This is a genomic window from Arthrobacter oryzae (assembly GCF_037911235.1).
GTDB classification, from domain to species: domain Bacteria; phylum Actinomycetota; class Actinomycetes; order Actinomycetales; family Micrococcaceae; genus Arthrobacter; species Arthrobacter oryzae_E.
This window is the reverse complement of the sequence record NZ_JBBLYW010000032.1, coordinates 23,267-35,566: the sequence shown is the minus strand read 5'-3', so window position 1 is coordinate 35,566 and position 12,300 is coordinate 23,267. Positions and strand designations below refer to the sequence as shown.

At 61.2% G+C, this 12,300-nt stretch carries 7 protein-coding genes; 4 read left to right on the top strand and 3 right to left on the bottom strand.

Annotation, left to right across the window (positions count from 1 at the left end):
- The first annotated feature begins 71 nt into the window (after positions 1–71).
- Positions 72–896, top strand: coding sequence for a DUF6994 family protein (locus WMN78_RS09055; RefSeq protein ID WP_340533428.1), 825 nt, complete (start codon positions 72–74; stop codon positions 894–896).
- A gap of 52 nt (positions 897–948) precedes the next feature.
- Positions 949–1,581, top strand: coding sequence for a DUF6308 family protein (locus WMN78_RS09050; RefSeq protein WP_340533427.1), 633 nt, complete (start codon positions 949–951; stop codon positions 1,579–1,581).
- A 90-nt stretch (positions 1,582–1,671) separates the two neighbouring features.
- On the opposite strand, the gene WMN78_RS09045 is transcribed toward WMN78_RS09050, so the two are convergent.
- The gene (locus WMN78_RS09045; RefSeq protein ID WP_340533426.1) at positions 1,672–3,051 is read right to left on the bottom strand and encodes a hypothetical protein; all 1,380 of its coding nucleotides are present in this window, start codon (positions 3,049–3,051) and stop codon (positions 1,672–1,674) included.
- 332 nt (positions 3,052–3,383) lie between these two features.
- Between WMN78_RS09045 and WMN78_RS09040 the strand changes: the two genes are divergently transcribed.
- Both WMN78_RS09040 and WMN78_RS09035 read left to right on the top strand, forming a co-directional pair.
- Positions 3,384–4,472 (top strand): UvrD-helicase domain-containing protein, encoded by a 1,089-nt coding sequence (locus tag WMN78_RS09040; RefSeq protein WP_340533425.1) that lies wholly within the window; start codon positions 3,384–3,386, stop codon positions 4,470–4,472.
- 170 nt (positions 4,473–4,642) lie between these two features.
- The gene (locus WMN78_RS09035; RefSeq protein ID WP_340533424.1) at positions 4,643–5,971 is read left to right on the top strand and encodes a UvrD-helicase domain-containing protein; all 1,329 of its coding nucleotides are present in this window, start codon (positions 4,643–4,645) and stop codon (positions 5,969–5,971) included.
- A gap of 333 nt (positions 5,972–6,304) precedes the next feature.
- On the opposite strand, the gene WMN78_RS09030 is transcribed toward WMN78_RS09035, so the two are convergent.
- Entirely contained in the window at positions 6,305–7,297 is a 993-nt protein-coding gene (locus WMN78_RS09030) for a PIN domain-containing protein (RefSeq protein WP_340533423.1), read from the bottom strand.
- Between the two features lie 1,308 nt (positions 7,298–8,605).
- Positions 8,606–12,178: a MobF family relaxase gene (gene mobF / locus WMN78_RS09025; protein WP_340533422.1), complete on the bottom strand. Its 3,573-nt coding sequence runs from the start codon at positions 12,176–12,178 to the stop codon at positions 8,606–8,608.
- Between the last annotated feature and the right edge of the window lie 122 nt (positions 12,179–12,300).

Sequence of the window (12,300 nt, the reverse complement as noted above, 5' to 3'; positions counted from 1 at the left end):
TATCAGGAAGTGACACCTAGTCTGGGACAGAGCCGATGGCCGCGACATTTGCGGAACCAACCACCGGATTCGTGCGCCTAATCACTCTGGCCTTTGGGGGAACCTTGAGCTATCCGGAATACCCGCAGCAGCAACAGCCGCGCGTCTTCGATACTTCGTTCGACTACATGACCGACACCCCTCCAGGGACTGACCCGGACAGTGGCAGTCCGAATCTCCGGGCGGACCATCAGTTGCTGTGGACCAAGACGCTGAACTCCGGCGTCCTTTTCGAACCGACCGCGCCGCCGAAGCGTACGGACGGCTACCTCATCTTCACCGACCCCTTCAGAGCGATGCATTGGTACGGCAGTGACGCCATCACCCACTCCTACACCGGCCGGGCACGTACGGCGTCTCTGGCGAACGCCATCGCCTCGCTGAATGAGGAGCAGCGGGCCCGCTACCTGAAGCCGCCGTACACCATCGGCAGTGCGATGATCTGGCCCGTCAGGAAGAAGGACCGACCCACGATGAACCAGGCGAGGGGGCTCAGGTCGCTCATCGCCGACCGGATGGATCTGACCCTGGAGTGCATCCGGCGTCATTACGCAGGAGAACCGGAGAGCCCACTGGCCAATGTCATCAACGCGTACGCGGACTTCTTTGCGTTCTTCGACGGATTCAAGGAGTTCGTGGACTTCTTCCACTTTCAAGACCTCGTGACGCCCGACTACGAAGAGGTTCGGTTCTACCTTCCTTTCGACAACTTCAAGCGTTCCGGGATGCCGGCCACAAAAGACGAGTACGTAACGTACCGGGAGGCCACGCTGGAGTTCATCGCGGCACGGAACCGTCGGATGGCTGAGTGGGTCATAGAGAACCACCCCGAGATTGAGGTTCGCCATTCAGACTGACTACGCACGTCGCAGGGTAATAGTCGGCGCAATGAAACCATAGGGGGACTTCATGGAACTACCAGCCATCCTGAAAGAAGAGAACGTCGAAGCCGCAGCCGAACTGCTCCGGCGCTACTACCTTGAACCGTCCACAAAGACGGGGCTGCTCAGTACCGGCAGTTACTTTGATGAATGGGCGAACCGCGGCGACGGCCCTGACGTGAGGGACAGGATCACCGATAGCGACGCTGTCGCCGTGACCATGCTCAGCGTCAAAGTTCCGGCCCAGGCCATTATCGGGCTGCAGGAACAGCCGTTGGCTACGCGCATAGAGAAGCTCCTGGCTGATATACCCACCGACGTGAAGATGAGCCGCCTCACAACCGAAGAAGCTCAGGAGAGACTGGGGAAGGGCAGCCCGGCATGGTTGCTCTGGCAGGAGAAGCGACCGCATCTCATCCCCATCTGGGACAAAGTAATTGGGGAAGTCGTGGGCAAGGACACCTCTGAAGGCCAATGGCTGAATTGGCACAACCTCTTCATGGAAGACCCCGACCTTGCTGGACGATTGGGGCGCATTCACAAGCTTTCTATGGTCCAGACACCCATTTCCGAACTGCGCATCATCGACGCCATCCTGTGGCGCTACGGCAAGGACCATGGCATCAAGGGCGGGCGAGCCGGCAAACTCGGAATCACCTGAATCCCGCCGGTGTCAGCGATGCCACGAGGAACCTGGTCGCATAGCGGGCCAGCGCCCGCGCCAAGTTCGTAGCCGGCCAAGGTCTGCTGACTATAGAGCTCCATCGCCTTTCATCATTTGCTGCGCCAAACGAATCGGATCGTTGGGGTCCTGGGCCGACACAATTTCATTAAGCTTCGCTGTTAGGTATGCGAGAAGCTCGCGGTTCCACTCCAGTGGCGACCCGTCAAAGGAAATCGGTCGTTCTCTGCCCGCATTCTGAATGGCACAAACGACCAGACCGTACATCTCCTGTGTGGAGTCGAGGATGAAGTCCTTTAGGGCCGCGTGTTCGGATGCGCCCAGATCACCCTGCTGCTGGTGATGATTACTGTGTTGAAGCAAGCACAGGCTTTGTCCCGCGTATGAAATGTACTTCTCAATGAGCCATTGACCATCAACTTCGTCATTGGTCATGTAGGTCCTCAAGGAGTACCGGTAGAGCATGGGTTGAAGGTACTGCTCCATAAGCGGCCACAGCATCCGGGGGTTGTTGCCGTTTTCAAAGTACCTAAACGACAGCTCTTCCATGGCGGCGTCAAAGGCTGGCAGAGACCGCGCATCCGCAAGGTCAGGTATTCGGACGGCAGGCCTTGAATCCTGGATATGTTTGGGCTCCGGGCGCAGCGGTATGTGGTCCGTTGACGTATTGTCCATGCTGGGAGTCAGGGCTTTATCAATAATCCGAAGTAGCTCGGATATACCCTCCATCGCCTCGCCGTAGAGGTTTGGTGGGAGCCCTTCCAGCCAGACCGCGATGCGCATTCGATTGCCGTCACGGAACCGGAGCGAGGCAATGAGATTGTTCGAAGGCCCTTGATAGTCGATATGGCTGAGCGCCGGAGCGGACGAGGCGGGCATCAATATGGAGCAGGCATTGAGTTCTCCAAGCTGAGCAAGTATGGGGCTCCCTTCGGCAGGGTCATCCGCCAAGAGGTCGCTTTCCTCGAAGAATCCGATTACACCGTCCTTTGTAATGATCCAGCCATCCCATCGCCGCTCTTCTGCCCCTTCCCCAGATACGTAGGTAGCAGGGAGCATTACTCGATCCCCGAGGAAGGACAGGTCGACTGTCTCGAAGTAGCGGTCCGCTCCTTCCGCCATCGCTTTTACTTCGCGCTCCGCTGTTCCTGCCGGATACCCAGCATCGAATACAGCGCCGCCGGCCGCGCCGAATACCCGATCACACATCTCCTGGACGAGAGCTGCCCTGGCGAAGGGATCCTGGTCGTTCTTGGGTTGCTCCTCGTACTTGCTGATCAACCAGGCCGCTTCTGCTCTTCCAACTATCGGTTGGGGAATACCGGGGATCCTGCTGTTACGAGGCAAGTAGGCTACCTGTCCCATAGCGATAGCAATCGCAGGAGGCACACCCAGAGCCTCAAGTCGACGTCGGACATCATCGGCTGCGCCGTCCAGGATTCTCCCCATGGTCATATGATCTGACCCCAATGGTTCAACGACAACCCTAAGCCGAGAAACTCCCTGCCTTGACAGCGGCCGAAACCATGTCTGGTGGAGACGGGCCCGGCGGGAAGAGACCTGGTGCGAAGGATTGCCCCCGTCCCGCTCGGTTTGGTCGTGTTGCCTGTAGGCTGCAGATCAGCACGAACCCGGTGAACGCACTCGACGACACACAATTCCTCGCTGATACCGTGGAAAGAGGGCAATGGTCTCCTTTTGAACATGTGTGAGTCGGGGAAAGCATGACGGAGTGGAAGCCGGGTTGGTGGGCACGCGCGTTCAGAGGTGCCGGGTCATGGGTGCTGTCGATCCGTGAGGGCCGCCTGCGCGTCTGCGGAATCCCCCAGGAGGTGGACGCTGATGTCATCGACGTCCTCGGACTCGCAGTCGATGCAGGCTCAGGGCAGCTCATCGTCACTCTCGTCCACGGGACGGAGACGGTGCTCAATGGGCTGTCTCGTCGCGCAGTGCGTGAGGTCGCCGCGGCGTACCACTCCGAGCTCGATGAGCGACGGCATCTCGCCGCCCTGCTCTCAAAGGCTGAGGAGCAGGGCGAGACGGCGCGCCTGTGGTGGTCCCGGGTGCAAGAGGTGATGAACCGACCCCGGTGGGCGGACCAGGACACGATCGCCGCACTCGAGGGCTCTCGTCCAGATGTCGCAGCGTGGTTGGCTGCCGACAGCGATCTGAGGCTCTCCGGGCTTCCCAAGGGTAAACGTGAGGACCAGCGTGCCGCAGTCGACGCCTGCCGCACCACTGACTTGTCAAGGTGGGCTGCCCAGCGGAACGAGGCGTTCCTGGAGTGGGAGAAAAACGAGTTGGCGGACTTCTTCCGCACAGTCGAGAAGTCGCCGTTGACGGAAGAGCAGACGAGGGCGACGGTCTGCTTCGACAACAGGGGCCGGGTTATCGCGGCCGCGGGCTCGGGGAAGACCTCGACGATGGTGGCGCGCGCCGGTTACGCGATCCAGCGCGGCATCGCAGAGCCGACCGAGATTCTTGCTCTTGCTTTCAACAAAAAGGCAGCCGGCGAACTCTCGGACCGTCTCGTCTCCCGCCTCGGCAATGATGGTGCCGGCGTGGCGTCGAGCACGTTCCATGCCTTCGGGCTGCGTATAATCGGCGAGGCCACTGACCGCAAGCCGTCCCTTCCCGATGACCTGACCGCGGACAACGGGATCGGGCGGCTCGCGAGGATCGTGGATGCCTTCCGCGACCAGGACCAGGCCTTCCGGCGGGACTGGGACCTCTTCCGGCTCGTTTTCGGCCGGCAGCTTCCGGATCTCGGTGATGAAGCCGATCCTGAGAAGTCGGACAGGAACACAGGTACCAGCGGCTTCGGTCCTCTCGCAGGGGAGATCGTCAAGAGCCAAACTGGCTCTTCCTGAACGGTGTCCGCTACCAATACGAACGTCCCTACGCGTACGACGTCGCGGACGCACACCACCGGCAGTACCAGCCTGACTTCTACTACCCGGACATCGATGTGTGGCATGAGCACTGGGCGCTCGGTCTCGACGGCACCCCGCCGCCCCACTTTGACGGGTATGCCGAGAGTATGCAGTGGCGGCGTCACACTCACGTCCGTTACGGCACTCGACTGATCGAGACAACTTCGGCGACCATCCGGGACGGGTCCGGGTTCGAGCACCTGGAACAGGAGCTCCGCCGGCACGGAATCCAGCTCGAGGAAGACCCCTACAGGGAAGCAGCCGGGGAGCCACCGATCAGCGACCAGGCGATGCTGGCGCTGACGCGGTCCTTCATGTCACACGCGAAGGGCAACCGCCTCACCCCTGACCTGCTGGCGGAGCGGGCCGGCCGGACTTTGCGGGCCAGGCTCTTCACTCGCCTGTACGGCGTCATCCTCGCCGAATGGGACAGCCAGCTCCGCGCTGCGGGCCAGATCGATTTCGAGGACATGCTGAATCTCGCCACCGATCATGTAGAGTCCGGCCGGTGGATGAGCCCTTACCGGCTCGTCATGGTCGACGAGATGCAGGACACCAGCGCTGCCCGTGCGGCGCTGGTGAGGGCGCTGATGAAGACTCCTGGAAACTACCTGTACGCGGTCGGCGACGACTGGCAGTCGATCAACAGGTTCGCGGGCTCAGACCTCAGTGTGATGACCCGCTTCGATAATTGGTTCGGGACAGCGTCCACCATCTGGCTGGACCGCACCTTCCGGTCCCCGCAGTCCCTGTGCGATGTCGCCGGTGGGTTCGTGATGAAGAACCCCAATCAAATCTCCAAGAACGTCCGATCTTCAGCGCCGGAGACTGACGAGACGGTGTGCGCCGTCAGTGTACGGGAGCGCAGCCACTACGGATCGGTCGTTCGGCAGCACCTGGCAACCCTTGACTCAGAGCTCACTGAGCCGGCCACTGTGCTGCTGCTCGGCCGGTACTCCCGGTCCAAGGACGATGTCATCTCGGCGCTGGAAGCCAGATACGCCAACCTGACCATCGAGTTCAACACCGTGCACGCCTCAAAAGGAAAGGAGGCAGACTACGTCGTTGTGCTCGGCCTTGAGAGGAACGGATTCCCCAGCATTGTCGAGGATGATGCTCTCCTGCAACTGGCCATGGCCGCCCCCGACTCCTACCCACACGCAGAAGAACGACGCCTGTTCTACGTCGCACTGACCCGTGCCAAGCGCTCAGCGCTCCTGGTCACGCGCGCCGGTAGGGAATCAGCGTTCCTCCTCGAGTTGGTCGGAGATCGTGTCGTCAAGATCCGATCCGCGACAGGCGACGATATGACCCCAGTGGTCTGCCCGAAATGCAAGAAACACACGATGAGGGAACGCAAAGGGCGCTACGGCCGGTTCTTCGGCTGCACCGCGTACCCGACCTGCAAAGGAACGATGAAACTCGCTGATGCTTAAGAACAGGGAGATGTCGAAATTGCGAGGCCATGGTGTCCAACTCATTCTGGGGCGGTCCGCTCGCCGCCGGGTCGATCCATCGACGGCGGAGCTTCTGTGCCTTCTTACGGACGCCACCGCTTCGCGATCCATCAATAGGGGAGTTTGGGCTTGTGTGGAAAACCTGTTGGACTGCCGCAACTTAGGCTGCTTCGATAAGTTTGCCGTCCGAACCAACTTTTCCGGGTGCCCGTTAGGCAGAGCCGGATACGGTCAGCTTCCGAACGAGCCCTCGAAAGCAAGCGGCGCGTCGTCGTCGGCCCCGTGCAGATAGCCGGACACAGGGGGCTAGGTTTAGGTGTCGAGGAAGTCCCATTCGGCTCCAAGCACCCATCTCAATGCTGAAAGCTTTCCGTTTAGCATTCCCCACTCAAAATCGGTGTAAGGGCCTAGGGTCTCACCAAATTCGGCTTCTACACGCTCCATAGGCGGTCCGGCCACTTTCATGTACGCGGCTAAGCCTCGGGTGTCTCCGGCCCCCTCGAGTTCATAGATGCGGTTCAACTTCCGCTGATACCAAATCCTGTCAAATATCTCCTGCTCCGATTTTTGGATATCAACCAGCAGGCGCGGATTCTCAGCAAAGTCCGACTCATCCAGCATGTCAGTCAATTCATCGCCAAAGTGATCCTGCAGTGTTGATTCGAGGCCCTCGAAGCCAAGGGCGTATGTTGACCCCTGGTGAGCGAAGGCAGACTCAAGGTCTTTGTGAGGGAGTCGCTTGTCACCATGGTCTTGAGAGAAGTCGTTGGAGTTGCTTGTCACGAAGGCATGTGGATCTTCGGCGAGTTCAGCAGCACCGGTCGCGGAAATATACAGCTCGATCAGCAGTGCGTCCGCAACGCTGTTCCGCGAACGATGAAACGGAGCCTTCTTATCCAAACCTCTCTGGACGACTCGGCCGTTTTCAAGGCTGGTGGGTTCCAGCCGAATGCCGGCCTGAAGCAACTCAAAGATGTCTTCAAAGTTCCGGGTAGTCATGGCTCCAATGAGAGGGATATGGTGGGCCAGTCCATCGAGGATGTTGAGGGCCTGCTCCAGTTCCTCGCTGTCGTAGGTTGCTCCGATATCTGTCCGGAGGAGACGGAAACGATCTGCTACCCGGGTCGTCATTGTTTGTTCCGCACGAGGGCGGTTCCGCTCAAATTCCTCTATGACCACTTCCGGCACAAGAAGGCGGAGTCGGCCTTGAAGGATGAGCAGACGTAGGGAGACTATCCATTTCTGGCCATCACGCCGACTTGCAAGATCCAGCCAGGTCGAAGTATCAACAAAGAGGTTCAGCACGGCCCCACACTAGTGGCAGAGGAGTGGGTTGCTCCGATGCATTTCGAAAGTGACGGCCGATTCACTGTCTCAAGACTCATCTCCTGCTTCAACATTCGTCAGTCGATCTCGTCTCAGATGGGCTCCCGCGAGGACCTGATCGCCGTCGATCCACAATCGGAAGATGGGCTTTGGTCGCGCGAGTTCCACCATTGGACGGGATGAGAACACCCTTGACCTGCGAAAACGCTGCTATGAGTAGACCCACCTCATGGTTCAACATTCACTGGTGCCAACTGCAGCCTGGTGCTCGGAGCCCTCCTGACGGCCGGCCGCGGTCTGAGTTGCCGCACCGGTACAGCTGCTCGTCCCTGCGCCCTGTGCCACGACGGTCCTGATGGCAGTCGCCGGCGCCTTCTGTCCCGGCGTCGCCGGAACGGCCCGGTTCATGGCGGGTCCGCCCGCCGAGTCACTCCCATGGGTCGAGGGTTCCACCAGGCTCCTGACGGGGCAGTGATGCCACGCTGGACTCTCGTAGGGGAAACTGATAACCGGTGCCTCGTACACCTTGAGGGCGCCCGATCACCCGTGGCTGCGGCACGTGAGCGCCAAGGGAAATCTGTTCCAGGTCGCGGCTGTCGCAGCAGGCTATTTGCCTATGACAACCCATGACTTCAGGAGGGCATGCTTCGTAGTGAGCCCCCTGAAATCGTGTTCATTGAGTGAGATTGAATTTCTGGTGATCAGATCGTCCGAACCGGTGGCGAGTAGCGTGTCCTGACGACGGGGCCCGGATGGGTGGTGCCCAAGCCAGGCAATCTGAAGCACTTAAATAGTAAGTTTCAGGCCATGGTGCACCAGGCCTGACTTGTGCCGGATCCGGTGCAATCAGCAGTACGGAACCGGGCCAGATCGGCTCCGGAAGAGCTTCGATCCACGCCCGTTGAACGTGGTCGAAGCGATTCCACTTGATCGTGATCCACGAGCCTGTGGGTTCGAGGGCGTCAACGCTCAGAACTGTAATCTCAGTCGTCGTGCCACTGCTTCGCTTCATGTCGTTGAAGTGGTCCCACTTCTCGTTAGCGCCAGCCATCCATGAACGTCGCCGGCGTCCTCGGACCAACCAGACCGCTCCGGCGACTGCGGCCGCGAGGAGTGTCGTCGCCGCGGTTAGTAGCAAGGGCAAGTTATCCGGCCCGTTGCCGCCCGCGGCTCCGACGAGATAGACGACGCACACAACTATCGCCACGCTGCTCACAAGCAAAGCAGGTGTCGCAAGTTTCGGCTTCAGGACTGGGTTCGTATCCATGGATCACCTTCTCGACCAGTTTAGAGTTGCCAGCCGACATTGATAAGGCGGGCCTCCCAAGTCTTCGGGTCATCCGTCCACGTCGGAGCCTCCACAGGACTGGGGGAGGGAAGAGCTGCTTGATCGATGAGGCGACCCATATCTGCTCGCTGCGCCTCTTGCTCCCACTCGTAGGCGGCCGGAAGTGGACCAAGGGGAAGGGACGAATCCTGGATGCCCCAACGGTCCCTGTAGATGGCGACTTGCCGGATGACAGCAGTTGCTTCATCTGGATAGACGAAAGGACCCAGACCTTCCAGCAGGTTCCGTTTCCAAGCGGCGTCGTTCACCAGTGCGGATCTGATGACATAATCGCGCCTGTGCTGCATCCGGTCCCGTACTTGGCTGACCATGTCGGCGACGTCGGGACGAGCAGTCCGGAGAACCTCGGTCAATGGATCAATTGCGCCGGCAGGCATCGCGGCAAGGAACTGCCGCAGCCGGGAATGGATGACTGCCGCGGTATCTCGGGCGGACGCATTTTTATCCAGTGCCGCAGCGACAACACGCTGGGCACTTGGACGGCTGACTCCAACTGACCTGCGCCACGCAGCTACAGCTGCGCCCCACGAAGTAGATTGCTGAAGCGCTGAAGCTCCGCCAGTTGAGTGAGTCTCGATGAACCCGGCCAGATCATCAGAGGCGGCCATTTGCGCGAGATGGTCGTACTCAGCACTGAGGCGCTCCAAGCTGTCCGCCTTGGACTGCTCGGCCTCGCGGACTTCGTGGGCCGTTCGTTCGGCGCCTTCGGCGGCAAGGACCTCGCCCAGGATCTGCCGCCACGAGGCTTGCATGGCGGGATCCATGGGCTCGTCATCCAAGGGATCATTCTCGCTGACATATGCGTTGTTTCCAGCCCGTCCCCGGGTCATGCTCACGTACAACAGCTCACGAGTGAGCCGGCCTTGGGTCACTACAGTGTGGCCGGTGTCCACGGTGATGCCCTGCGAGCGGTGGGCCGTCGTCGCATATCCCAGCTCGACGGAAGCCTCAACGTAGTCCCGGCTCAGGCTAATCGTTGCGCCGGTGTCCCGGCGAACCGCGATCAGCGAGCCGTCGCGCCTGCCAGTACGGACGACGTCGAGCATCGTTCCGTTCCGGATGAAGTCACCGCTGCTATCGGTAATGGCCCGGTCATTCTGGCGGGCAATGACAGTATCGCCAGTGCCGGCATGAAGTCCGTCGCTGAGCCGTACCGACTCTTCCGCATCCACGGCACCCTGGACCACGCGATCGGCCTGGGCGCGCTGGTTGAGCATACCAACCGTGTCATTATCCGCTGCGATGAGAATGGACGACTTGCCGGCGAGTATGTCGGCCTTCCATCTGAGGTACGCCTGGTCGACCATGTCGAGGTGCACCCCGTGTTGAATGCGCCCGTGGCTGTCGTAGTCAGCAATGGCACCGAAGTCCCCGGCACGAAGCTTCAGCGAGGCGCCTTGCTCCCATGCCTCCTTGAACCGCCAAATCGTGCTCAGCCGCACCGTTTTGCCTTGCCGGTCCAGCCAGCCGAGGACACCGCCGGCGTCGATGGCGTCCAATTGCCCCGGGTCTCCCACCAGGAGCACCTTGGCCCCGGCATCCCGGGCCTGCTTTACCAGTGCAGACAGTTGCAGGGTGGACACCATGGAGGCTTCGTCGATGACGACCAGCTGATTTGGATGAAAACGCCACCTGTCCTGTTCGGCGGCAAGCCGGGTGGCTCTCTGGACGAGGCGAGTGGAGCTCGGTCCCCTGACGGTCACCTGGTTGGCGAGCTGCTTCTCCGTGTCGAAGAACTGTGCAGCCCGGTTGCCAGCTCCCTGTCCGACAGATTCGTAGAGCCACTTGGCTACGTTCTCCGTAGTCAGTGCAAGCTCCCGCCCAAGGACCTCGGCGCTCGCAGCCGCTGGCGCCAATCCGACCACGGTACCGGCCCCGAACTCTGCTTCCCAGGCTGCCTTGACCGCGCCGAGGGTGGTCGTCTTGCCCGTTCCGGCAGGACCGACGACGGCGTCGAGCCGGTTGCCGCTGAGCAGGACATTGGCCGCTGCTGCCCGTTGGTCGGAGTGCAGATCGAGCCGGCCACCGTGTTTATAGCTCGCCAGTGACTCCATGGCGACGGCGGCGCCCACCGCCGGGCCGCCGTCGTCGTTCCTTGCTCCCAAAACGACGTCCTCATCGGCGAGGGTGGCAGCGTCCGTGTAGAGGCGGGAGCCGTGGAAGTCGAAGATGCTGTGGTCTGCGAAGCGGAGATCGGCTTGGGCGTTCGCAGGGAGGGCGTACCGGTACTCATTGAGTGGGACGGACTGGGCTTCGGCGGCGGTGGCCACGTTGTCAATCATGGTGTGACGGTCCGCCGGGGTCTGGCAGCGGATTTCGGCGCAGACACGTTCGGCTTCGGCCAGCAGGTTCCACCGGTTCCAGGTGGCGCGCTTCGTGGCGACGCGCTCGCGGGTCAGGGAGCCCACCGCGTCCACCCAGTCTGGCGTGAAGTCGCAGGTGCGGAAGGGCGTTGTCCGGGAGCGCCGAATGGTGTTGGCGAGCACTTCTCGGGATTCGAAGCCCTTGGCGGCCGCCCGTGCGCGCCACTGGGCGGAGAGCCGGTGGAGCGGGATGGCTGTTTCCGGTTTGGCGGTCCGGGTGGAAAGTGTTGCCTGCTGGCGGAGCTTGATGGTGGTTGTCGCGGTTGGGGGAGTGCCGTGACTGGCGGTCCATTCGGCCACGAGCCGGTCGGTTTCGAGATCGATAAGACGCGATCGGTTGGAGAATTCGCGGATCAGCGTATCGTCGACGCCAGTTAGTTGCTGGCTGGGGTTGTGGGTGTTCGCGGCCGGCACTCGGACATCCGTATCGGTGCCGAGGTTTCGGTGGAGGGCGTCCAAGAGGAGACCGTTGTAGTGCTCGCTGGCAGCTACCGCAGCCTTGTACAGAGTCCGCGAGTCGAGAGTGACCCATGCGCCGTCAGTGATGCGCTGGATGCGGTTGGCGATGACCATGTGCGTATGGAGCTGCGGATCCCCGGCTCGCGACTCCCAGTGGTCGAAGGCAGCAGCGATAGCTCCACGTGTGCCGAGGTGGGCGACACCGTTGCGGCCGGCCCTCGTGTGGATGACGTAAGTTTCGAGCCACTCAAGGGTGGCGTTGACCGCTTGGTGGTGGGTCTCGAGGATTTGGTCTTGGAGTGTGCGGGGGCTCAGCGCCCAGAGGACGGAGACGGATTTGGGGACGCTGAAAGTCAGGTCAAAGCCGACGACGGCGTGCCGCGTCTCTGTGCGGCCTTGGCTGTTTTGCACGATGGTGGGTTGGCCGTGGGGGCGGCCAAGAGGTGCGCCGGAGTCCGGGTGGGTGGCGTGATCGAAGATTGCCTTGGCGTCCGCTTCCGTGACGACGTCTCCGGCGGTCCGGTTGATGCCTCGCACGCCGGACCCGAGCCAGCGGCCCTGCGGTGTTCCGGCTTTCATGTAGTACGTGATCGCGTCGGAGGGGGTGATTGTCAGGTCGTCCATCATGGTGGTCTTGAAGAGATACTTCAGGCCCGACTGGGCGGAGAGCCGGGCGATGGACATGGTCATTGGCTTTGGGTTTCTGGGTTCCGTTTGGTGGCCGTCCAGCCTCGGCGGCGGAACAGCGCCTTTGTACTGCGGTGGAGGTCGACGCCGGTTGCTTGGGTCAGGGCCAGCAGCTTGCCGCCGAG

Bases quoted from the DNA above. Each gene is read 5' to 3' on its own strand.
- WMN78_RS09050 (WP_340533427.1), top strand. From the start codon at position 949: ATGGAACTACCAGCCATCCTGAAAGAAGAGAACGTCGAAGCCGCAGCC.
- WMN78_RS09045 (WP_340533426.1), bottom strand. From the start codon at position 3,051: ATGGGGAGAATCCTGGACGGCGCAGCCGATGATGTCCGACGTCGACTT.
- WMN78_RS09035 (WP_340533424.1), top strand. From the start codon at position 4,643: ATGCAGTGGCGGCGTCACACTCACGTCCGTTACGGCACTCGACTGATC.
- mobF (WP_340533422.1), bottom strand. From the start codon at position 12,178: ATGACCATGTCCATCGCCCGGCTCTCCGCCCAGTCGGGCCTGAAGTAT.